This window comes from Pseudomonas antarctica, from assembly GCF_001647715.1.
GTDB classification, from domain to species: domain Bacteria; phylum Pseudomonadota; class Gammaproteobacteria; order Pseudomonadales; family Pseudomonadaceae; genus Aquipseudomonas; species Aquipseudomonas antarctica_A.
In genome coordinates this window covers 5,277,901-5,301,893 of the sequence record NZ_CP015600.1, presented here as the reverse complement: position 1 = coordinate 5,301,893, position 23,993 = coordinate 5,277,901, and the positions used below count along the sequence as shown (strand labels likewise).

Genomic DNA, 23,993 nt, shown 5'->3' with positions numbered 1-23,993 from the left:
GGCGGCAGTTTATAGGCATTCGTGCAAGGTTTGGCAGAATTGCTCGACCAGCGCGCTCGGCGCCTGGTGGCAGGCGAGGGCGACGGTGCTGAGGCTGTCCGGGTCGGCCAGGGGTAAAAAGTGCACATTGGCAGGGGCGATGTCCTGCATGGATTTTGGTAACAAGGCAATACCGAAGCCGGCCTGGATCAATTGCAGCTGGGTCGTCTTGCGCGACATCACTCGCGCCGCCTTGGGGAAAAAACCGGCACGTATACAGAGCTCGGCTGACAGGTAACTCAGGCCACCGCGTTGCGGGTGAGGGATAGAGATAAACGCTTCTTCCCTGAGCTGCGCCAATTCCACCGGTATGTCGCTGCGCGCCAAGGGGTGATCCGGCGGCACCGCCAGCAACAGCTGCTCGCTGTATAAAGGCACCACACGCACACCTTCGCGCTGGCGCAACACCGGCAAGCGCAACAGCCCAACGTCCAGGCGGCCGTCGGCAATTTCCTCCAGTTGCGCTTCAGAGGACAGTTTGACGATGTCCATCGACACGCCCGGGCAGCGCGCCAGCCAGGTGCTGATGCCGTGCAGCAACGGCCCGCTCATCGGCACGGTGCTCGAATGGCTCAGGCGCAGCGTGCCAAGCTGGCCATTGCCCACCTGCGTGGCCATTTCGCTGGCTTTGAGCAACTCGCTCAGCAGGTTGCGCGCCCGAGGGTAGAAGGCTTCACCGGCCGCCGTGAGCCGGGGTTGGCGCGCGGTGCGTTCGAACAAGGGAGTTTGCAGCTGTTTTTCCAGCTCCTTGATCTGTCGACTCAAGGCTGACTGCGCCACAAACAAACGTTCGGCCGCGGCGCTGAAGCTGCCGCTGTCGGCGATTTCGACGAAGTAGCGCAGTTGGCGAGTAGAGATCACGCGTCATGCCTTTTCGAGATGGGTGGAGGACTTTGAAGATATTAGTCGCAACGCTCGACGATGGCTAAAGTGACGGCCATCTCTTTCAAGGAAGTGCCCATGAGCCCGGTTGAGCTGATGAGTCAGTGGTCGTTTGGCAGCGTTGATTGGCTGGTGATCGGCCTCGGTATTGTCGTGGCCTACATCGTGTTTGGTATCGCCGGGTTTGGCACGGCGCTGGTCGCGGGGCCGATCCTGATTGTGTTTATGCCATTGTCGAAGATCATCCCGCTGCTGGTGCTGCTGGATTTTGTCGCCGCCTTTGGCAACCTGCTGCAATCGCGGCGGGACGTGAACACGCCCGAGCTGTTGCGATTGCTGCCGTGCATGGCGATGGGTTGCATACTCGGCGTGATCTTCTTGCTCAACCTGCATTCAGACCTGTTGCTGCTATTGATGGGGCTGTTTATCAGCGCCTACGCGATCTACAGCCTGGCGGTAAAAAAACGGCCGACACAGCTGGCGGCGGGCTGGTCGTTTCCCATGGGCACCGTCGGCGGGCTGTTTGGTGCGTTGTTTGGCAGTGGCGGCTTTTTATATGCGATCTACCTGAACAGCCGTTTACCCAAGGACGCGGCGCGCGCCACGCAAAGTGCGCTGATCAGTTGCAGCACGGTGGTGCGCCTGAGCCTGTTTCTGATTGCCGGGGTGTATGCTGACGTGCCGCTGTTGATGTTGGCGTTGTGCCTGTTGCCAGCGATGGCCCTGGGGCTGTGGTTCGGGCGCCGGTTGACGATGCGTATGTCCCGTGAAGCCTTTGTAAAGCTGGTGACGTGGTTGGTGTTGGCCAGCGGGCTTGCGTTGATCGGGCGGTACTTGAGCACTTGACCTGTGTGGGGCAGGGATTAAGCTGCCAGCCTTCAGGGCCTCATCGCGGGCAAGCCCGGCTCCCACATTTTTGATTTGTGAACGCAGTCAAATGTGGGAGCGGGCTTGCCCGCGATGGGGCCAGTAGCCACACCGCAGGACTCTCATGAACTCGCAAAGCATCCTTGTCCCGAAAATCTCCACCTTGCCCGTCCACGAACCCCGCGCGCGGGCGATCGTGCGCTGGCTGGTGCGCAAGAACATCATCAAGGAAGAACTGACCACCTGCGGCCGCACCGGCAACCGCATGGCTTACGCGCTGGCCGATGGCGCCCGCGCCGTGGTGCTGCACCCCGAAGCGCTGCCGTTCAACGAGCCGGTCAACGGCCTGGAGATCATCTACAAGCGCTGCATCTATACCCCGGCCAAGGGCTTTCTCGAAGAGGCCGGCTGCCCGGAATGCCTCAAGGAAGTCGGCGAGGCGCTGTTCGAAAGCCTCGAAGACTGGATGCCCGGCCACACCGACAACTTCACCTGCCCGCTGTGTGGGCATGAGGATGACATCAACGGGTTTCTGTTCCTGCAGGAATGCGGGTTTTCCAACCTGGGGTTCATCTTCAACAATTGGGCGGAGGCGGGTTTCAAGCAGAGCTTTATCGACGAATTTGCCGACTGGCTGGACCAGAAGATGAGTTGGGTCAAAGTCGAGCTTTAATCCATCTATCAGTATTACCAAGTTTGTCAGAGTTTTACATTGAGCCTGACCGGGTGCATGTATATAATGGCGCGCTTCCATTTTCCCGCTCGGGAGCCCCCGCGATGCTGCGTATCAGCCAAGAAGCTCTGACATTCGACGACATTCTCCTAGTGCCCGGTTATTCCGAGGTGCTTCCTAACGAAGTCAGTCTCAAGACCCGCCTAACCCGTGGCATCGAGCTGAATATTCCCCTGGTTTCTGCTGCCATGGACACCGTCACCGAAGCCCGTTTGGCAATCGCCATGGCTCAGGAAGGCGGCATCGGCATCATCCACAAGAACATGACCATCGAGCAGCAAGCTGCCGAAGTGCGCAAGGTCAAGCGTTACGAAGCCGGTGTGGTGAAAGATCCCATCACCATCGAAGCCGACGCCACCGTGCGTGACCTGTTCGACCTGACCCGCCTGCACAACATCTCCGGCGTTCCGGTGCTGCACGATGGCGACCTGGTCGGCATCGTCACTTCCCGTGACGTGCGTTTCGAGAACCGTCTTGAAGTCACCGTCCGCGAAGTGATGACGCCTAAAGAGCGCCTCGTCACTGTCAAGGAAGGCGCCGACAAGAACGATGTGCGCGAACTGCTGCACAAGCACCGCATCGAGCGCGTGCTGATCGTCGATGACAAATTCGCCCTCAAAGGCATGATGACCGTCAACGACATCGAAAAAGCCAAGGCTTACCCGCTCGCCAGCAAGGATGACCAAGGTCGTCTGCGTGTTGGCGCGGCAGTCGGCACCGGTAAAGACACCGGTGACCGTGTTGCGGCCCTGGTCGCTGCCGGTGTTGACGTGGTGGTGGTCGACACTGCCCACGGTCACTCCAAAGGCGTGATCGACCGCGTTCGCTGGGTCAAACAGAATTTCCCTGACGTGCAGGTGATCGGCGGCAACATCGCCACCGGCGCAGCCGCCAAGGCCCTGGCCGAAGCCGGCGCCGATGCGGTCAAGGTTGGTATCGGCCCTGGCTCGATCTGCACCACGCGTATCGTCGCCGGTGTGGGCGTGCCGCAAATCAGCGCCATCGCCAACGTTGCCGCTGCCCTTGAAGGCACTGGCGTTCCGTTGATCGCCGACGGCGGCATCCGTTTCTCCGGTGACCTGTCCAAGGCCATCGTTGCCGGTGCTTCCTGCGTGATGATGGGCTCGATGTTCGCCGGTACTGAAGAAGCGCCGGGCGAGATCGAACTGTTCCAGGGCCGTTCGTACAAGGCTTACCGTGGCATGGGTTCGCTGGGCGCCATGTCCCAGGCACAAGGCTCCTCCGACCGCTACTTCCAGGACTCCTCGGCAGGCGCCGAGAAGCTCGTTCCGGAAGGCATCGAAGGCCGTGTTCCTTACAAGGGCACCCTGAGCGCGATCATCCATCAACTGATGGGCGGCCTGCGTTCCTCGATGGGCTACACCGGCAGCGCCGACATCGAAGAAATGCGCACCAAGCCAGAGTTCGTACGGATCACCGGCGCCGGCATGGCTGAATCCCATGTCCACGACGTGCAGATCACCAAGGAAGCGCCAAACTATCGGGTCGGCTGACGCCGACAGCTATAAGCCACAAGTTATAAGCTGCAAGCGGTGCTGTGCTAGTGCAGTTACCGCGCAGCTTCCGATTACTTGCAGCTTGCAGCTTGAAGCTTGCAACTGCTTTTCAGAGTTTCTTTCATGGCCCTCGACATTCACGCCCACCGCATCCTGATCCTCGACTTCGGTTCCCAGTACACCCAGCTGATCGCCCGCCGCGTGCGTGAAATCGGCGTGTACTGCGAACTGCACCCGTTCGACATGGACGACGAAGCGATCCGCGAATTCGCACCTAAAGGCGTCATCCTCGCCGGTGGCCCCGAGTCCGTGCACGAAGCCAACAGCCCGCGCTGCCCGCAAGCCGTATTTGACCTGGGCGTGCCCGTCTTCGGTATCTGCTACGGCATGCAGACCATGGCCGAGCAACTGGGTGGCAAGGTTGAAGGTTCCGAGCTGCGTGAATTCGGTTATGCCCGTGTCGACGTGGTCGGCAAAAGCCGCCTGCTGGACGGCATCGAAGACCACATCGACGCCGACGGCCTGTTCGGCCTCGACGTATGGATGAGCCACGGTGACAAGGTCACCAAGATGCCGCAAGACTTCCACATCCTGGCCAGCACCCCGAGCTGCCCGATCGCCGGCATGTTCAACGACGAGCGCGGCTACTACGGTGTGCAGTTCCACCCGGAAGTGACCCACACCAAGCAAGGCGGCCGCATCCTGTCGCGCTTCATCCTCGACATCTGCGAGTGTGAAGCCCTGTGGACCCCGTCGAAAATCGCCGAAGACGCGATCGCCAACGTGCGTGCCCAGGTCGGCACCGACAACGTGCTGCTCGGCCTGTCCGGCGGCGTTGACTCCTCCGTGGTTGCCGCGCTGCTGCACAAAGCCATCGGCGATCAGCTGACTTGCGTCTTCGTCGACAACGGCCTGCTGCGCCTGCACGAAGGCGAGCAAGTGATGGCCATGTTCGCCGAGAACATGGGCGTCAAAGTGATCCGCGCCAACGCTGAAGATCAGTTCTTGAATAACCTGGCCGGCGAGTCCGACCCGGAGAAGAAGCGCAAGATCATCGGCCGCACCTTCATCGACGTCTTCGATGCCCAGGCCAAACACCTGGACAACATCAAGTACCTCGCCCAAGGCACCATCTACCCTGACGTGATCGAGTCGGCCGGCGCCAAGAGCGGCAAGGCCCACGTGATCAAGTCCCACCACAACGTGGGCGGCCTGCCTGAGGAAATGAACCTCAAGCTGGTAGAACCGCTGCGCGAACTGTTCAAGGACGAAGTCCGCCGTCTGGGCCTGGAACTCGGCCTGCCGTACGACATGGTCTACCGTCACCCATTCCCAGGCCCGGGCCTGGGCGTGCGCATCCTGGGTGAAGTGAAGAAGGAATACGCCGACCTGCTGCGTCGCGCCGACCACATCTTCATCGAAGAGCTGCGCAAAGCCGACTGGTACCACAAAGTCAGCCAGGCATTCGTGGTGTTCCAGCCGGTGAAATCGGTTGGTGTTGTAGGCGATGGCCGTCGTTACGCCTGGGTTGTGGCCCTGCGTGCCGTAGAAACCATCGACTTCATGACCGCACGTTGGGCGCACCTGCCGTACGAACTGCTGGAAACTGTCAGCGGCCGTATCATCAATGAGATCGAAGGTATTTCGCGCGTGACGTATGACGTGTCGAGCAAGCCGCCGGCGACGATTGAGTGGGAATGATTGGACGTCCGGCATTGTCCGGCACCATCTAGCAAGTAATGCCCTGTAGCCCGCGTAATTGCGGGCTTTTGGCTTTTTGGGTCTGGCAAATTCTGGCAGCTTTGTGCATCGCCAAGCACGGTGGTATTTTTTACGTGGAGTCCGAGACCTCCATGCTGACCGATACCAAACTGCGTAACCTTAAACCGAAAGAAAAACTCTAAAAGGTGAACGAGCGCCACGGACTTTACGTGGCCTTCACCGCGGCCGGTCCTCTTTCATTTCGCTACAACTACTCCGTCAATGGCTGTCATGAGCGTAACCCAACAGCTCGACGCGATCAGCCTGCAACCGCGTATGCGCACGAAGGTGCAAAATCATCTATCGCGCCTGGGCTATGCCCAGGAACTGCACGTCCTGGAGCTGCCCCAGGCGCATGCGTAAGGCTTTGTTGAAGTTTGGAGGCGGCGCGTGCGCCGTCCCGGCCACCATTGAGGCGCTGTTTATTGCGGTCGACGTGTCGGCCATTGAGCGCCGCCGGGGACTGACACAATGATCGGCGAGGTCACAGTCGGACACCTTAAAGGCTCTGGTCAGCCAGCACGCGATGCGTGAAGCGGTGGTAGGCCGATTCGCCGATGCCGTGGGCCTGCGCGGGTTTACCGTCGGTCCGTGACAGTATGTAGAGGGTCGCGTTTGAAAGCTTCCGGGCTAGCATTTATCGGTATTTCTGGCTCACATTAATTGCAAATGGGCTCGCATTCGACGGTGCTCGCTCGCATTTCATGCTGGCTGGCTCACCCCATCGGTAAATGATCAGCCACTCGTTGGCGATGGCAAATAGGAATCAATACCGTCTATCGGAATGGTATGCACAAATGCATTTTTTGGTTGCTCGCAATGGCTGTATGGACATACAGTTTGTGTGCGACATGCGGTAAGAACGCAGAGAGTGTCGATTTTGCTACGCCAAGTAATGCGAGGGACCCGCAAACCCAAGGGAAGGAACTGCTCGTCATGGCCTAGAGGCTGCGGAAGAACCAGCTGCCCATTTTACTTGTTGAATATGCAAGCTTTGATGTTGTATTTCTGAGATGCCGGTTCCTCTGGATGTAGGCTGACTCAAAAAAGCAGAGAGACCGCAAAAACAAGGAGGTTTTTTCATGTCTGATTTTGATAAATACTTAGGTCCAGGGTCTGTACAGACAGGACCCGGATCGTACGAGTTGCCGAATATTAAAGTTGGGGCCGTCAATTATGAGCCTCAGGTGTTTGGAGGTGGGGGAGGAGATGACAGTGATTTTGCTCATAGTCGCGTAGGGCAGCTGATTAACGTTGCGACACGTACTTACATACTTAATACATATCCACCTGTGATCGCTCAAAATGTTAGGGACCAAGAAGCGAATTTTGCAAAAAAGCTTCAATCTATGCCCACGTCTATTACAGAAAGTATTTACTCAATAGCGCAGAGTGAAAACAGCTCCGAGAGCGTTGCTGCGCAGATTGAAAAGCATAATCGCTCAGTTGATACACTTATCGCTCAAAAAGCACAGGCGTACGCTGCTCAAAAAGCGATTGGCGATAAGTACTACTACGGTGATTTCTTTCGCTTCCCCACGAGTCGATTTATCACTAATGCTATTAGCATGGGGAGGACGAATTACCCTCCGGATCGGAACTATAAAGAATGGTACGCCTCACTTGAGGCTGCGTATTCTGCAAAATATATCGGCCGTGAAATCGAATATTTAGGTGCCCTGAAGCAGAAACTGCAAGAACAGGCGACTCAAGCACGTGCAAACGCCGAAGTCGAAGCGCAGCGAGCGGCAGCAGAGGTTGAAGCTAAGCGTATTGCCAATGAAGCGGCTGCAACTGAGGCAGCAATAGTCGCTGCGCAGGTAGAGGCTCAACGTGTAGCTGCAGAAGCTGCTGAGCAAGCGCGACTTGCAGCGGAAGCTGAAGCTGAAGCTAAGCGTGTGGTAGATGAGGCCGCTCGTGTGGCAGCCGAAACCGCAGCGGCGGCCGCAGCTGAACAGGCTCGTCTTGCGGCAGAAGCTGAAGCGCAACGCGTGGCTGCCGAAGCCGCTGAGCAAGTACGTCTTGCAGAGGAGGCTGAAGCTAAGCGTATTACCAATGAGGCTGCAGCCGCCGAGGCCGCCAGGGTCGCCGTTGAAGCTGCAGCACTTAAAGCCGCTCACACTTTCAGGCTTCCTGCAGCTGGAGCAACGCAGCTCAGCACAGCGGCAGGTTCTATTGCTATTACGACAGGTTCAGGCATTACACTGGATGCAGCGATTCAAGCGGCTAAGGTAGCGCTGGGTACAGTTGTAAGTGCGGCCACGGCAGTCGGTATTGGGGCGTTGACGTATTCAGAGTCCCTTGGCAACGGGGAACTGCCCGCGACAATGTTGGACCTGCCAGCTAAGGACTTGGCGCCTAATCTACCTGACAACCTGCACGATATAGCAGCAGCGGGTGGCACGGTTGATGTGCCCTATCGGGTTTATGGCGATCAGTCAAAATATTCGGTTGTGGCCACGCAAACTACAGGGGGGGTAACGTCCTCCGTACCGGTAAGGGCATTGGTACTTGATCCTGTAGCCAACGCCTATACGTTCACCACAAACGACACACCGCCGATCACCCTGACATTCCCGATCGCAGTACCAGGTGAAAGCTCAACAGCGACTCCCGCAAAACCCTTGGAAACTCCGGTATACACCGGGATCACGCTGACCCCAATTGAGGTCAAACTTGAGCCGTTTCCGATTGCCAGCCAGTTGAGCATCCGAGACGGTATTTACGTTTATCCCGCAGATTCGGGTTTGCCGCCGATCTATGCGGTATTTAGTAGCCCTTACGAAGGGGCAACCACCAAAGGTGAGCACAGCGGGCGGCTGTACAATCCAGACAAGGCGGGTGGGCCCACTCAAGACCTCGACTGGACTACGGCGTCGGTGACCCTGGAAGGTATTGATCTAGTTAAGTTGCATACGGGACGATTTGCCCCCTCCGATGCTAATAAAATCATGATTGACCGTCTAGAAAAGATCTTGAGTGGTCATGTCCCTATTGCTGATGTTGACAAACGCTTTTATACCCATGAAATTCGAGAGTTGGAGCGATATAGGGCATTGGGGGTTGCAGATGGAATAGCACCTGATGACAGAGGGGTTACTTGGAATAATGCCCATGCGGCAACCTTGGAAGATTATAAGCTCAAAGATGGTGAAGGTCTGTTTTACACTCCAGAAGCAATAGAAGCTGACAGGGTACAGAGCGAGAGGGAAGCAAAGTGAATACAATAAACGATGTGGTGATTTCAGAAGACCCTAGGGATGTTGTTCTATTTCTAACGAAAGGCGAAGACGGCATTTCGTATCCTCGGCTGGATAAACTTTATAATAGAAACAATTGGGCCAATATTTCAAATAATCTTGAACTATTAAAGCTCGTTAGTAATATGGTAGATGAAGGACTCATCGTCGACTCTGGTAATAGCCTAAGGAAAGGCCTTAATTGGAAAGAGCCGGCCTTCGTGGCTGAAAATAAGTATTCTTTTGAATAGTTTATAAAGCGTTGTGAAGAAGGCCCAGTTCAAGTTGGGCTTTCTTTTGGAGGATTATTGAAAAATCTTTTATTTTTATGTGCTGAGTGCTCTTGCTTTTTAGTTGGTCGACGATCATGCCGTAAGAGTAATACAGTGTTTGTGAAAAGGGTTTTTCGTCAAATGGTATTTTTTGTGGTATTAGCTGGCGTGATTAAAATAAGGCTATGATTTATTAATATTCTTTATGTTTGAGTGGGAATGATCCTGCGTAGCAGGTGAGCGCTGAATAACAAAACCCTGGCCATGTGCCGGGGTTTTGTGTTTCTGGAATACGCTAAATCAAACACCATCGATCAAAAGTGTGGGAGCGGGCTTGCTCGCGAATGCGGTGTGTCAGTTGATGAACAGGTGACTGATACCCCGCATTCGCGAGCAAGCCCGCTCCCACATTTGATCTTCGCTCGGGCCTCAGCGCCGGGCAATGTCCGAAAAATAAAACTTATCCAACGTATGCCGCGACTCGGTGTACTCGAACTGCCTTCCATCCTGCAAAAACGTCTGGTTACTCACCACGATCACATGGCTTTGCCCATCCAGGTCCAGATGTGCCTGGTCGTCTTTGCTGCGGGGCAGGGCTTCGATGGTGCGCTGCGCGTAGCTGATCTGCAGCTGCAAGGTGTCTTCGATAAACGCATAGATCGACTGCTCGGCAATCGAGCGGTCCAGGCCTGGGATCAGGTCGGCGACGAAGTGGTTGATGTCGAGGATCACCCGTTTGCCGCCGATGCGCCGTACCCGTTTGATCCGCGTGATCAACGTGCCGGGCTCGGCTTCGATGTGTTGCAGCAGAGAGCCTTCCAGCGGGAACTGGCTGAATTCGACGACGTCGGTGCGTACGTCATCGCCCAGGTCGGCGTGGGTTTCGTGGAAGCTGACGATGCCACCCAGTTGGAACTCGATCGGGTTGGGCGACAGCACGAAGGTGCCCTTGCCGTGGATTTTTTGCGCAAACCCGCGTTCCTGCAGCTGCTCGATAGCGCGGCGCACGGTGCCACGGCTGGCTTGGTAGGCGTCCATCAGTTCGGTTTCGGAGGGAAGGCGCGTGCCGCGTTGCAGGCGTTCAGTGGTGATGTTGGCAAGCAGATCGGTATAGATCTGGTTGTATTTGCTCATGGCGATGGCTCTGTGCCCGACGTGATGAAGGGTGAACGGTGTTCAAGGCAGGAACCTTAGTGGCAGAGGTGGGCTTTGTCCATTGGACCCAAGTGGAATAAGAGAAATGTCTGACTTAAAACTCAGAAAAATAAACATTTCTTAACTCGTACAGACGAGTTATTGCTTTAACTCGTACAGACGAGTATTTTTGCCCTCGGCGTGCTGCCAATGACTGCCCCCAAATAAAAAAATCAAAGTGGATACCAAGCATGAGCCACGATTATTCGAATATCGCCCGCGAGATTCTCGAGAACCTCGGGGGCAGCGACAACCTTGAGCAAGCTGCCCACTGCGTGACGCGTCTGCGCCTCGCGCTCAAGGACCCGAGCCTGGTCAAGAGCAGTGCGTTGAACCAGGTCGATCTGGTCAAAGGCTCGTTCTTCACCGGTGGTTTGTTTCAGGTGGTGATCGGCCCGGGTGAAGTGGAAAAGGTCTACGCCGCACTGCGCGAACAGACCGGCCTCGCCGCCGCCACCATCGCCGACGTGAAGAAGAAGGGCGCCGACAAGACCAACGCGATGCAGCGTCTGGTGCGGGTGTTCTCCGATGTGTTCATGCCGATCCTGCCCGCACTGATCATCGCCGGCCTGCTGATGGGCGTGAACAACCTGATGGGCGCCAAAGGCATGTTCATCGAGGGCAAGACGCTGCTGGAGGCCTATCCGAACCTGGACGGCCTGTGGAGCCTGATCAACCTGATGGCCAATACCTCGTTCGTGTTCCTGCCGGCGCTGGTGGGTTGGTCGGCGGCCAAGCGCTTTGGCGGCAGTGAAATCCTCGGCATCGTGCTCGGCCTGATGCTGGTGCACCCCGATCTGCTCAACGCGTGGAACTACGGCAAGGCAGTCGCCGGGCTCGATGGCCAGAGCCTGCCTTACTTCGATATTTTCGGCTGGTTCAAGATCGAAAAAGTCGGCTACCAGGGGCAGATCCTGCCAATCCTGATGGCGGCCTATGTGATGAGCGTGATTGAAAAATGGCTGCGCGCACGGGTGCCGAATGCGATTCAACTGCTCGTTGTGCCCATCACCACCATCGTCGTCACCGGCGTGCTGGCCCTGGCAATCATCGGCCCGGTCACCCGCCACCTCGGCATCCTGATCACCGAAGGCGTAGTCACCCTGTTTGACCTGGCGCCGATGGTCGGCGGAGCGATTTTCGGCCTGCTGTATGCGCCGCTCGTTATCACCGGCATGCACCACATGTTCCTCGCCGTGGACCTGCAGCTTATCTCGACCCAGGGCGGCACCTTTATCTGGCCGATGATCGTGATGTCCAACCTGGCCCAGGGCAGCGCCGCGCTTGGTGTGTTCTACATGACCCGCAACGCGCGGGACAAAAGCATGGCTTCCACCTCGGCGATTTCTGCTTACTTCGGTATCACTGAACCGGCGATGTTCGGGGTGAACCTGCGCTTCAAGTTTCCGTTCTATGCCGCGCTGCTGGGCTCGGCGCTGGGCAGCATTTTCCTGTCGTTGAACAAGGTGACCGCCTCGGCGATCGGCGTCGGTGGTTTGCCGGCGTTTATCTCAATTCTTCCGCAGTACATCCCGGTTTTTGTCATCGGGATGGTCATCGCGATTGTGGTGCCGTTTGTTCTGACCTGTGCGTTGAGCATGAAGATTGTGCGGCCGGGGTATCGCGTCGCTTGATCGATCGCTATCGCAGGCAAGCCAGCTCCCACATTTGAATGTGTTCACAAATCAAAGTGGGAGCCGGGCTTGCCCGCGATGAGGCCTTCAAGGCCAACACACAACTTAATTGAAGGAGTCCACGATGCAAAACTGGCAACACTCGGTGATCTACCAGATCTACCCAAAAAGCTTTCACAGCCACGCGGGTAACGCCACCGGTGACCTGCTGGGCATCGTGGACAAACTTGATTACCTGAAATGGCTGGGCGTGGACTGCCTGTGGATCACCCCGTTCCTGCGCTCGCCGCAACGCGATAACGGCTACGACATCAGCGACTACTACGCTATCGACCCCAGCTACGGGACCATGGCCGATTGCGACCTGCTGATCAGCGAAGCGGCCAAGCGCGGCATCAAGCTGATGCTCGACATTGTGGTCAACCATACCTCCATCGAGCATGAGTGGTTCCAGCAGGCGCGCAGCAGCCTCGACAACCCGTATCGCGACTTCTACATCTGGCGCGACCAGCCGAATAACTGGGAATCCAAGTTCGGCGGCTCGGCCTGGGAATACGAGGCGCAAACCGGCCAGTACTTCCTGCACCTGTTCGACCACACCCAGGCTGACCTCAATTGGGACAACCCCAACGTGCGCGCCGAGGTGTACCAGTTGATGCGTTTCTGGCGTGACAAAGGCGTGGGTGGCTTCCGCCTGGATGTGATCAACCTGATCTCCAAGCCTGCCGATTTCCCCGAAGACAACACCGACGGCCGCCGCTTCTACACCGACGGCCCGAACGTGCATGAATACCTGCAGGAAATGCACCGTGAAGTCTTCGAAGGCCATGACCTGATCAACGTCGGCGAGATGTCGTCCACCAGCCTGGAACACTGCATCCGCTATTCGAATCCTGCATCGAAAGAGCTGTCGATGACCTTCAACTTTCATCACCTGAAAGTGGATTACCCGAACCTGCAAAAGTGGGTGAAGGCTGACTTCGATTTCCTGCAACTCAAGCAGATTTTTTCCGACTGGCAGTTGGGCATGCAGGCCGGTGGCGGCTGGAACGCGCTGTTCTGGTGTAACCACGACCAGCCGCGGGTGGTCTCGCGGTTTGGTGACGACGGTGAGTACCGCGTGGTCTCGGCCAAGATGCTCGCCACTGCGCTGCACTTTCTCCAGGGCACGCCGTATGTGTACCAGGGCGAAGAGCTGGGCATGACCAATCCAGGGTTCGACAAGATTGATCAGTACCGAGATGTCGAGACGCTGAACATCTTCCGGCTCAAGCGCGATGCCGGTGAGTCCGAGGCGTCGAGCATGGCGGCGATCATGCAGAAGTCGCGCGACAACGGTCGCACGCCGATGCAGTGGAGCACGCAGGCCAATGCCGGTTTCAGCAGCGGGGAACCGTGGATCGGTATTCCGGCCAACGCGGCGCAGATCAACGTCGAAAGCCAACTGGATGACCCGGATTCGGTGCTGCATCACTACCGCGCGCTGATTGCGTTGCGTCGTCACGAGCCGCTGATCCAGGAGGGTGTTTATCGCCAACTGCTGCAAGACCACCTCCAGGTCTGGGCGTACCTGCGCGAAGGCGATGGCGAGCGATTGTTGGTACTCAACAACTTCTACGGCACACCCTGCGAAATCCAACTGCCGGAAGGCGTCATCAGTGCGGCGAACGAGCAACGCCTGCTGATCAGCAATTACCCCGACTGCCCATTGCGTTCGAGCACGGTGGTGTTGCGACCTTATGAATCGTTTGTGCTGCACCTCAAGGACTGAGACCCGCTTCAACCCCTGTATGGGAGTGCAGGGGCGCTTCACCAAAACATAATAAAAATATTGGAGTGCTTCATGAAAACAACAATAAAGCTGGGCCTTATTGCGTCGTGTCTCACCGCCCCTTTTGCCGCTCAGGCCCTCGAATTTGCCGGTTACTTGCGCAGCGGCGCGGGCACGTCGACGGGCAGTGGCAAGCAACAGTGTTTCCAACTGCCGGGAGCGCAATCGAAATACCGTCTGGGTAACGAATGCGAGCAGTACGCTGAATTTGAATTGCGCCAGGACCTGCTGACCCTCGACGACGGCTCGGTGCTCAGCGTCGATGCCATGGCGTCCCTGTACAACAAGTACGACCGCGCCCTGAAATTCCAGGGTGAAGACAACGGCTCGGCGCGCATGCCGCAGATGTATGCGCAGTGGTCCAACCTGCCCAGTCTCAATGGCGGTTCATTGTGGGCCGGCCGACGTTACTACAAGCGTAACGACATCCATATCTCCGACTTCTACTACTGGAACCAGAGCGCCACGGGCGGCGGTATCGAGGACGTGTTGATCGGTGACCTCAAGTACAGCTACGCCCTCTCGCGCAAGGACAACCTGTACCAGAAGGAATACGCCACCCGTCACGACTTCAACGTCGCAGGCTTCAAGACCAACCCCGGCGGTGAGCTGGAGTTCGGCTTGAGCTACATCGAAAAAGCCGGCGGGCGTGACGCCAACAGCGGTTGGGCGATCACGGCGCAGCATGTGCAAAAACCTTTCCTTGGCGGTAAGAACAAATTCGCCTTGCAGTACGGCGAAGGCCCCGGCACGGGCTTGGGTTATACCGGCGACACCGCGCTGGACAAGAGCAGCAAAAGTTACCGCGCCGTGGAATTTTTTGACTGGCAGGTGACCCCGCGATTCGGCGGACAGATCGAGGCGGTGTACCAGAAAGACATCCGCCCTGGCAGCCAGGACCAGACCTGGATGTCCATCGGCGTGCGCCCGGCGTACGCCATCAGCGAGCAGTTCAAACTGGTCACCGAACTTGGGCATGATCAGGTTGAGGCCGCCGGTGGTACGCGCAAGTTGAGCAAATTTACCTTCGCCCCGACCTGGTCGCCCAACGGCCCGGATTTCTGGGCGCGGCCGGAAGTGCGTTTGTACTACACCTATGCAACCTGGAACGAAGCGGCCAAGCGCGCGGCGAATGAACTGGCGGCAGGTTCGGCGTTGTCCGACACCGGCGCCTACGGTACGGCGCGGCACGGGTCGAATGTGGGTGTGCAGGTCGAATACTGGTGGAAGTAAATCTGTAAATGTACGCGGACTAAATGTGGGAGCGGGCTTGCTCGCGAAAGCGGTGGGTCATCCAATACATGTGTCGCCTGATACACCGCATTCGCGAGCAAGCCCGCTCCCACATTTGATCTTCGTCATCCCAGGACTCACATCCACCCTATGATTTTTACAGAACAAAACAGCAGGTGAAGTCATGACCACAACTCAACCCCTGGAACTGCTGGCGCCCCTGTCCGGGGTGCTGCTGGCGCTGGATCAGGTGCCCGACCCAGTGTTCGCCAGTCGCGTGATCGGCGACGGCCTGTGCATCGATCCCACCTCGCAAACCCTGTGCGCGCCGTTGGCCGGGGTGATCAGCAATATCCAGGACAGTGGTCATGCGGTCAGCGTGACCGACGACAATGGCGTCCAGGTGCTGATGCATATCGGCCTGGACACCGTGAACCTGGCGGGTCAGGGCTTCCGCCGACTGGTGCAGGAAGGCCAGCGGGTGGAGGCCGGGCAGCCGCTGATTGAGTTCGACGCCGACTACGTGGCGCTCAATGCGCGCAGTTTGCTGACCTTGATGCTGGTGGTCAGTGGCGAACCGTTTACGCTGCTGGCCGAGGACGGCGGTGTGGTGGATGCAGGCCAGCCGCTGTTGCGAGTATCACCGGGGGAGGCCGCTTCCGCAGCGGTCGAGGAGGAGGGCGATGCGCGGTTTTCCAAGCCGCTGACCTTGCCCAATACCAACGGTTTGCACGCCCGTCCTGCGGCGGTCTTTGCCCAGGCGGCGAAAGGGTTCAGTGCCAGCATTTACCTGCACAAGCAAACCCAGAGTGCCAACGCCAAGTCGCTGGTGGCGATCATGGCGCTGCAAACCGTGCAGGGCGATACCTTGCAGGTGAGTGCGGTGGGTGAGGATGCCGAGGCGGCGATCGAGGCATTGGTCGCGCTGCTGGCTGAAGGGTGTGGCGAGACGATCGCGGCACCGGCTGAGGTGGCCGAGGTGGTCGAGGCCGTTGCGCCGGTATCGTCGGCGACCTTGCTGCGGGGCGTATGCGCGTCCCCGGGGTCGGCATTTGGCCAGGTGGTGCAAGTGGCCGAGCCTGAACTGAAGATTACCGAAGCGGGCGCAGGAGAGGCGACCGAGCGGGCCATATTGGCACGTGGCCTGCTGGCGGCAACCGAGGCGCTGCAAGCCTTGCAGGCCAAGGCGGCCGGCAGTGCCCAGGCGGAGATCTTCCGCGCCCATCAAGAGCTGCTTGAAGATCCAACCCTGCTGGAGCAAGCCCATGCCCTGCTGGCCAATGGCAAAAGCGCTGCCTTTGCATGGAACCGCGCCACGGTAAACACCGCCACATTGTTCCAGGGCCTGGGCAACGCGCTGCTCGCCGAGCGCGCGGCAGACTTGGCGGATGTCGGCCAGCGCGTGCTTAAACTGATCCTCGGTGTCCAGGAGCGTGCCTGGGACTTGCCTGAGCAAACCATCCTGATCGCCGAGCAACTGACCCCGTCACAGACCGCCAGCCTGGACACACGCAAGGTCCTGGGCTTTGTCACTGTCGGCGGCGGTGCGACCAGCCATGTCGCGATCCTCGCCCGGGCACTGGGTCTTCCGGCTATTTGCGGTGTGCCAGCGCACGTGCTGGCGCTGGCCAACGGCAAACAAGTACTGCTCGACGCCGACAAAGGCGAACTGCACCTGGACCCGGACCTGGCCGAAATTGAACAACTGCAGGCAGCCCGCCAGCAGCAGGTGCTGCGCCGTCAACGCGAAGTGGCACAGGCGGCCTTACCGGCCACCACACGCGATGGTCATCACGTTGAGGTCACGGCTAACGTCGCGTCGTTGCAGGAAGTGGAGCAAGCCTTGAGCCTGGGCGGTGAAGGCGTCGGCCTGCTGCGCTCGGAGTTCCTCTACCTGGACCGCAATCGCGCACCGAGCCCCGAGGAGCAAGCCGGTACTTATAGCGCCATCGCCCGCGCCCTGGGCACCGAGCGCAATTTGGTCGTGCGCACCTTGGACGTCGGTGGCGACAAACCATTGGCCTACGTGCCGATGGAGAGCGAGACCAACCCCTTCCTCGGTTTGCGTGGTATTCGCCTGTGCCTGGAACGCCCCGCGTTATTGCGCGAGCAGTTCCGTGCGATCCTGGCGAGTGCCGGGTTTGCGCGGCTGCATATCATGCTGCCGATGGTCAGCCTGCTGTCGGAGCTGCACCTGGCGCGCAAGATTCTTGAAGAAGAAGCGCTGGCGCTGGGGCTCTGCGAACTACCGAAGCTGGGGATCATGATCGAGGTGCCTTCTGCCGCGTTGATGGCGGACGTTTTCGCGCCGCATGTGGATTTCTTCTCTATTGGCACCAATGACTTGACCCAATACACGCTGGCGATGGACCGCGACCACCCACGGCTGGCCAGCCAGGCCGACAGTTTTCATCCGTCGGTGCTGCGGTTGATCGCCACCACGGTCAAGGCCGCCCATGCGCATGGCAAGTGGGTTGGTGTGTGCGGCGCGTTGGCGTCCGAAGCGCTGGCGGTGCCGGTGTTGATCGGGCTTGGCGTGGATGAATTGTCAGTGAGCGTACCGCTGATCCCGACCATCAAGGCCACTGTGCGCGAGCTGGACCTGGCCGACTGCCAGATCATCGCCCGCCAGGTGCTCGGCCTGGAAGAAGCTGCCCAAGTGCGCGAGGCCCTGCGCCTCTATCACGCGGCCACCGTTGAAACCTCACCTGTCGTGGAGCACTGAGCATGTTCGAGAAATTGCAGCGGGCGTTCTGGAAAGCCCTGACCCCGGATCTGATTGCCGAGACAGTGGTGGCACCGACACCGAGTCTGTTGTCGGCCGAAATGCTGAATGCGTTGGGGGGCGCGGATAATCTCAAGTCGCAGCAGCGCGTGGCGCTGACGCGGGTGCGCGTGCAGCTGCAGGATGCCGGGCGGTTGGATGCGCAGGCGCTGAAGGCGGCGGGTGTTGCGGGGGTGATGGTGTTGACCGGCGGCGTCGTGCATCTGCTCACCGGTCTCTAAGCCAGGCGGAGATCAAAAATGTGGGAGCGGGCTTGCTCGCGATAGCGGTATGTCAGGCAACGCATGTGTCGGCTGTAAGAACGCCATCGCGGGCAAGCCCGGCTCCCACAGGATTCTGCAGTGTTTGCGAGTCTGGTGTTAAAGCTGCGGGGTGTCTTCAGGCGGCTTGGTCTTGTCGATACCCGGCACATGCAAGTTGCCTTCGACCACCTGGTTGCCTTCCAGCTGCGGCTGGGTCACCCACGTGAGGATGTCGTAGTAGCGCCGGATGTTCGCCACAAAGTGCACCGGCTCACCGCCGCGCGCATAGCCGTAGCGGGTCTTGCTGTACCACTGCTTTTGCGCCAGGCGCGGCAGCATCTTCTTCACATCCAGCCACTTGTTCGGGTTCAGGCCTTCTCGCTTGGCCAGCGTACGCGCATCTTCCAGATGGCCGGTGCCGACGTTGTAGGCGGCGAGGGCGAACCAGGTGCGGTCCGGCTCGGCGATGCTGTCGTCCAGCTCATCCTTGATCTTGGCCAGGTACTTGGCGCCGCCCATGATGCTTTGCCTGGCGTCCAGGCGGTTGGACACGCCCATCGCCTGGGCGGTGTTCTGGGTCAGCATCATCAGGCCGCGCACGCCGGTCTTGGAGGTGACGGCCGGCTGCCACAGCGATTCCTGATAGCCGATGGCTGCCAGTAATCGCCAATCGACTTTTTCTTCCTTGGCGTAGGCTTTGAAGTGCTTTTCGTACTTGGGCAGGCGCTGCTGCAAATGCTGCGCGAAGGTGTAGGCACCGACATAGCCGAGTACATCAACGTGCCCATAATAGCGGTCTTTAAGGCGCTGCAGCGTGCCGTTCTTTTCTACCTTGTCCAGGTAACTGTTGATCTCGTTGAGCAGGCTGTTGTCATCCCCCGCCGCCACGGCCCAGCTCTGGTTACTGGCATTGCCGAGGTCGAACGCCACGCGCACGTTGGGGAAGTACACCTGGTTCATCGCGACTTCGTTGGAGTCCACCAGGGTCAGGTCGATTTGCCCCTCGTCCACCATGCGCAGCAGGTCGACCACCTCAACGGCGTCGGACTCTTCGTATTCAATCGCAGGGTTCTGCTTTTTAAGCTCGGCCAATTGCTCGGCGTGGGTGCTGCCCTTGAGCACCATGATCTTCTTGCCCACCAGGTCCGCCGGGGTGGTCGGGCGAGACTGGCCATTGCGGTAGATGATCTGCGGCGTCACTTCCAGGTACGGATGGGAGAAGCGCACCTGTTGCGCGCGTTGCTCGCTGCTGACCAGGCCGGCGGCGGCCAGAACCGGGCCCTTGGGTTTGCCCAATTGGCCGAACAGGTCATCGAGGTTATCAGCGGTCTCGATCTCCAGCTTCACACCCAGGTCATCGGCAAAACGCTTGACCAGTTCGTACTCGAAACCGGTTTCACCATTGCGGTCCTGGAAATACGTCGCCGGGCTGTTCCGGGTGATCACCCGCAATACGCCATCCTCCTTGATTCGCTCGAGCGTGCTGGGCTTATCAACACAGGCGCTGAGCATCAGGAAGAGTCCGGTTGCGATGAGCCATTTGGCGCATCGCGGGCGTAAAGCAGTAGGGGAGAACATCTGCGCAGTATACGCAAACGACCCTCGGCGCCATATCTCGACAGCAGGGGACTTGTCTGCTAGCGCCCGCAAAACCGGGCTGAAGCCCGCAGAAACGTGGGTTGACGAGGGTTTGTGACGGTTAAAATAACTGCGCGCAAACCCTTGGAAAACGCTCCGATACCGTGCAATCCGTGCCAACTGACGTTCGGCAGCCGCCAGCCGTGCCGTTTCGGGTGCCGTTGGCGGCGGTTTACGCTAGAATGCACGGCCTCAAAGCACACCCCTTCCCGAGGCTGTCCCGAAGATGTTGATCCTGCGCGGCGCTCCTGCCCTTTCTGCCTTTCGCCACAGCAAACTCCTTGAGCAACTGAGCCAAAAGGTTCCAGCGGTTACAGGCTTGTATGCTGAATTTGCTCACTTCGCCGACGTTACCGGCGTGTTGACCGCCGACGAACAGCAAGTGCTCGCACGCCTTCTGAAGTACGGCCCCAGCGTTCCCGTTCAAGAGCCGACCGGCCGCTTGTTCCTGGTTCTGCCGCGGTTCGGCACCATCTCGCCCTGGTCGAGCAAGGCCAGTGATATCGCGCGTAACTGCGGCCTGGAAAAAATCCAGCGCCTGGAACGCGGTATCGCTTTCTACGTCGCCGGCCAGTTCAGCGATGCCGAGGCCGAGCTGATCGCCAGCAGCCTGCACGATCGCATGACCCAGATCATCGTCAGCCAGCTGGAACAGGCTGCCGGTCTGTTCAGCCACGCCGAGCCCAAGCCGCTGACCGCGATTGACGTGCTGGGCGGTGGCCGCGCCGCCCTCGAGAAGGCCAACACCGAATTGGGCCTGGCCCTGGCCGAAGACGAGATCGACTACCTGGTCAACGCCTTCATTGGCTTGAAGCGCAACCCGCACGACATCGAACTGATGATGTTTGCGCAGGCCAACTCCGAGCACTGCCGTCACAAGATCTTCAACGCCAGTTGGGACATCGACGGCGAAAGCCAGGAAAAAAGCCTGTTCGGCATGATCAAGAACACCTACGTGATGCACAGCGAAGGCGTTCTGTCGGCTTATAAGGACAACGCCTCGGTGATCGTCGGCTCCGTCGCCGGGCGTTTCTTCCCGGACCCTGAAACCCGCCAGTACGGCGCGGTGCAGGAGCCGGTGCACATCCTGATGAAGGTTGAAACCCACAACCACCCGACCGCGATTGCCCCGTTCCCGGGCGCCGCCACCGGTTCCGGTGGCGAAATCCGTGACGAAGGTGCTACCGGCCGTGGCGCCAAGCCAAAGGCGGGCCTGACCGGTTTTACCGTGTCCAACCTGCAGATCCCGGGCTTCGAACAGCCGTGGGAAGTGCCGTACGGCAAACCTGAGCGCATTGTTACCGCGCTGGACATCATGATCGAAGGCCCATTGGGCGGCGCCGCGTTCAACAACGAATTCGGGCGCCCGGCGCTGACCGGCTATTTCCGTACGTTCGAGCAGTCCATCACCACCCCGCGTGGCGATGAAGTGCGCGGCTACCACAAGCCGATCATGTTGGCCGGCGGTATGGGCAACATCCGTGAAGAACACGTACAGAAAGCCGAAATCCTGGTCGGCTCCAAGCTGATCGTACTCGGTGGCCCGGCGATGTTGATCGGCCTGGGCGGCGGCGCAGCTTCCTCCATGGCCACCGGCACCAGCTCGGCTGACCTGGACTTCGCTTCCGTACAGCGCGAAAACCCTGAAATGGAACGCCGCTGCCAGGAAGTCATCGACCGTTGCTGGCAGTTGGGTGACAAGAACCCGATCAGCTTCATCCACGACGTCGGCGCTGGCGGTTTGTCCAACGCCTTCCCGGAACTGGTCAACGATGGCGACCGTGGTGGCCGTTTCGAGCTGCGCAACATTCCAAACGACGAGCCGGGCATGGCCCCGCACGAAATCTGGAGCAACGAATCCCAGGAACGCTACGTGCTGGCCGTCGGCCCTGAAGACTTCGCGCGCTTCCAGGCCATCTGCGAACGCGAGCGTTGCCCGTTCGCCGTGGTCGGCGAAGCCACTGCCGAGCCGCAACTGACGGTTACCGACAGTCACTTCGGCAACAGCCCGGTCGACATGCCACTCGAAGTGCTGCTGGGCAAAGCCCCGCGCATGCACCGTTCGGCGGTACGTGAAACCGAGCTGGGCGATGACTTCGACCCAAGCACCCTGGAACTGGCCGACAGCATCGAACGCGTGCTGCACCACCCGGCCGTGGCGAGCAAAAGCTTCCTGATCACCATCGGCGACCGCACCATCACCGGCCTGGTTGCCCGTGACCAAATGGTCGGCCCATGGCAAGTGCCGGTGGCCGACGTTGCCGTCACCGCCACCAGCTTCGACGTCTACACCGGTGAAGCCATGGCCATGGGCGAGCGCACGCCGCTGGCGCTGCTGGACGCTCCGGCGTCGGGTCGCATGGCCATTGGTGAAACCCTCACCAACATCGCCGCTTCCCGCATCGGCAAGCTGTCCGACATCAAGCTGTCGGCCAACTGGATGTCCGCTGCCGGTCACCCGGGTGAAGACGCGCGCCTGTACGACACCGTCAAGGCTGTCGGCATGGAGCTGTGCCCTGAACTGGGTATCACCATTCCGGTGGGCAAGGACTCGATGTCCATGGCCACCCGTTGGAACGAAGACGGCACCGACAAGAGCGTCACCTCGCCGCTGTCGCTGATCGTCACCGGTTTCGCACCGGTTACCGACATCCGCCAAACCATGACCCCGCAACTGCGCATGGACAAGGGCACCACCGATCTGATCCTGATCGACCTGGGCCGTGGCCAGAACCGCATGGGCGCCTCGATCCTCGCGCAAACCCATGGCAAGCTTGGCAAGCACGCGCCGGACGTGGATGACGCTGAAGACCTGAAAGCCTTCTTCGCCGTCATCCAGGGCCTGAATGCCGACGGCCACCTGCTGGCGTACCACGATCGTTCCGACGGTGGTTTGCTGACCAGCGTTGTGGAAATGGCCTTCGCCGGTCATTGCGGCCTGAACATCGTGCTCGACAGCGTTGCCGAGGACGCCTCCGAGATCAACGGCATCCTGTTCAACGAAGAGTTGGGCGCCGTGATCCAGGTTCGCCAGGACGCTACGCCGGACGTACTCGCACAATTCAGCGCCGCTGGCCTGGACGACTGCGTGGCCGTGATCGGCCAGCCGATCAACAATGGCGAGATCAATATCTCCTTCAACGGCGACACTGTGTTTGCCGGCCAGCGCCGTCTGCTGCAACGCCAGTGGGCTGAAACCAGCTACCAGATCCAGCGTCTGCGCGACAACGTTGAGTGCGCCGAGCAGGAATTCGACGTGATCCTGGAAGAAGACAACCCGGGCCTGAGCACCAAGCTCAGCTTCGACGTCAACCAGGACATCGCCGCGCCTTACATCAAGAAAGGCATTCGCCCACAAGTTGCGGTACTGCGTGAGCAGGGCGTCAACGGCCAGGTGGAGATGGCGGCCGCGTTCGACCGCGCCGGCTTCAATGCGATCGACGTGCACATGAGCGACATCCTCGCCGGTCGCGTTGACCTCAACGAGTTCAAAGGCCTGGTGGCCTGCGGCGGTTTCTCCTACGGCGACGTGCTGGGTGCCGGTGAAGGCTGGGCCAAGTCGGCCCTGTTCAACAGCCGTGCTCGCGATGCGTTCCAGGGTTTCTTCGAGCGCAACGACAGCTTCACTCTGGGTGTGTGCAACGGTTGCCAGATGATGTCCAACCTCCACGAGCTGATCCCGGGCAGCGAGTTCTGGCCGCACTTTGTGCGTAACCGTTCCGAGCAGTTCGAAGCCCGTGTCGCCATGGTGCAGGTGCAGGAATCCAACTCGATCTTCCTGCAAGGCATGGCCGGTTCGCGCATGCCGATCGCCATTGCCCACGGTGAAGGTCACGCTGAGTTCTCCAGCGAAGAAGCCTTGCTCGAAGCCGACCTGTCCGGCTGTGTGGCCATGCGTTTCGTCGACAACCACGGCAAGGTCACTGAAAGCTACCCGGCCAACCCGAACGGCTCGCCGCGCGGGATCACCGGCCTTACCAGCCGCGACGGTCGCGTGACCATCATGATGCCGCACCCGGAGCGTGTATTCCGCGCCGTGCAGAACTCGTGGCGTCCGGAAGAGTGGAACGAAGACGGCGCCTGGATGCGCATGTTCCGCAACGCCCGCGTGTGGGTGAACTAAGGC

15 protein-coding genes and 1 pseudogene are annotated in these 23,993 nt (G+C 59.2%); 13 read left to right on the top strand and 3 right to left on the bottom strand.

Going from position 1 to position 23,993, the window contains the following annotated elements; translation table 11 throughout:
- Positions 1 to 9: 9 nt before the first annotated feature.
- Entirely contained in the window at positions 10 to 900 is an 891-nt protein-coding gene (locus A7J50_RS24035) for a LysR family transcriptional regulator (RefSeq protein WP_064454030.1), read from the bottom strand.
- A gap of 99 nt (positions 901 to 999) precedes the next feature.
- Between A7J50_RS24035 and A7J50_RS24030 the strand changes: the two genes are divergently transcribed.
- The 7 genes and pseudogenes from A7J50_RS24030 (at position 1,000) to A7J50_RS24010 (ending at position 9,020) form a co-directional block, all read left to right on the top strand.
- Positions 1,000 to 1,767 carry a sulfite exporter TauE/SafE family protein gene (locus A7J50_RS24030; RefSeq protein WP_064454029.1) on the top strand — a complete coding sequence of 256 codons (768 nt, stop codon included), beginning with the start codon at positions 1,000 to 1,002 and terminating at the stop codon, positions 1,765 to 1,767.
- A 145-nt stretch (positions 1,768 to 1,912) separates the two neighbouring features.
- Complete coding sequence (locus A7J50_RS24025) at positions 1,913 to 2,461, top strand: hypothetical protein (protein ID WP_058422675.1); 549 nt, start codon at positions 1,913 to 1,915, stop codon at positions 2,459 to 2,461.
- 104 nt (positions 2,462 to 2,565) lie between these two features.
- Positions 2,566 to 4,035, top strand: a complete 1,470-nt coding sequence (gene guaB, locus A7J50_RS24020; RefSeq protein WP_003209646.1) for an IMP dehydrogenase — start codon at positions 2,566 to 2,568, stop codon at positions 4,033 to 4,035.
- 126 nt (positions 4,036 to 4,161) lie between these two features.
- On the top strand, positions 4,162 to 5,739 hold the full coding sequence (guaA, locus tag A7J50_RS24015) for a glutamine-hydrolyzing GMP synthase (protein WP_064454028.1): 1,578 nt from the start codon (positions 4,162 to 4,164) through the stop codon (positions 5,737 to 5,739).
- Between the two features lie 152 nt (positions 5,740 to 5,891).
- Positions 5,892 to 6,035, top strand: a pseudogene (locus A7J50_RS31480) (Arm DNA-binding domain-containing protein); the annotation flags it as partial.
- Positions 6,031 to 6,162 (top strand): hypothetical protein, encoded by a 132-nt coding sequence (locus A7J50_RS32115; protein ID WP_257784309.1) that lies wholly within the window; start codon positions 6,031 to 6,033, stop codon positions 6,160 to 6,162. The pseudogene A7J50_RS31480 and the gene A7J50_RS32115, both read left to right, overlap by 5 nt.
- 719 nt (positions 6,163 to 6,881) lie before the next feature.
- Entirely contained in the window at positions 6,882 to 9,020 is a 2,139-nt protein-coding gene (locus A7J50_RS24010; RefSeq protein WP_064454027.1) for an S-type pyocin domain-containing protein, read from the top strand.
- Between the two features lie 719 nt (positions 9,021 to 9,739).
- Here the strand turns inward: A7J50_RS24010 and treR are convergent.
- Entirely contained in the window at positions 9,740 to 10,444 is a 705-nt protein-coding gene (gene treR / locus A7J50_RS24005; protein ID WP_064454026.1) for a trehalose operon repressor, read from the bottom strand.
- 251 nt (positions 10,445 to 10,695) lie between these two features.
- Here treR and treP point away from each other — a divergent pair, with 251 nt between their 5' ends.
- From treP to A7J50_RS23980, 5 genes are all read left to right on the top strand, one after another.
- On the top strand, positions 10,696 to 12,138 hold the full coding sequence (gene treP / locus A7J50_RS24000) for a PTS system trehalose-specific EIIBC component (protein WP_064454025.1): 1,443 nt from the start codon (positions 10,696 to 10,698) through the stop codon (positions 12,136 to 12,138).
- A gap of 124 nt (positions 12,139 to 12,262) precedes the next feature.
- Positions 12,263 to 13,909 carry an alpha,alpha-phosphotrehalase gene (treC, locus tag A7J50_RS23995; protein WP_064454024.1) on the top strand — a complete coding sequence of 549 codons (1,647 nt, stop codon included), beginning with the start codon at positions 12,263 to 12,265 and terminating at the stop codon, positions 13,907 to 13,909.
- A gap of 72 nt (positions 13,910 to 13,981) precedes the next feature.
- Positions 13,982 to 15,202 carry a maltoporin gene (locus A7J50_RS23990; protein ID WP_064454023.1) on the top strand — a complete coding sequence of 407 codons (1,221 nt, stop codon included), beginning with the start codon at positions 13,982 to 13,984 and terminating at the stop codon, positions 15,200 to 15,202.
- A gap of 184 nt (positions 15,203 to 15,386) precedes the next feature.
- Positions 15,387 to 17,927, top strand: a complete 2,541-nt coding sequence (gene ptsP / locus A7J50_RS23985; protein WP_064454022.1) for a phosphoenolpyruvate--protein phosphotransferase — start codon at positions 15,387 to 15,389, stop codon at positions 17,925 to 17,927.
- A gap of 2 nt (positions 17,928 to 17,929) precedes the next feature.
- Positions 17,930 to 18,208 carry a PTS transporter subunit EIIB gene (locus A7J50_RS23980; RefSeq protein WP_064454021.1) on the top strand — a complete coding sequence of 93 codons (279 nt, stop codon included), beginning with the start codon at positions 17,930 to 17,932 and terminating at the stop codon, positions 18,206 to 18,208.
- 138 nt (positions 18,209 to 18,346) lie between these two features.
- Here A7J50_RS23980 and mltF read toward each other — a convergent pair whose 3' ends face one another.
- Positions 18,347 to 19,807: a membrane-bound lytic murein transglycosylase MltF gene (gene mltF, locus A7J50_RS23975; protein ID WP_064454020.1), complete on the bottom strand. Its 1,461-nt coding sequence runs from the start codon at positions 19,805 to 19,807 to the stop codon at positions 18,347 to 18,349.
- A 286-nt stretch (positions 19,808 to 20,093) separates the two neighbouring features.
- On the opposite strand from mltF, the gene purL reads away from it, so the two are divergent.
- Positions 20,094 to 23,990, top strand: coding sequence for a phosphoribosylformylglycinamidine synthase (gene purL / locus A7J50_RS23970; protein WP_064454019.1), 3,897 nt, complete (start codon positions 20,094 to 20,096; stop codon positions 23,988 to 23,990).
- Positions 23,991 to 23,993 lie beyond the last annotated feature (3 nt).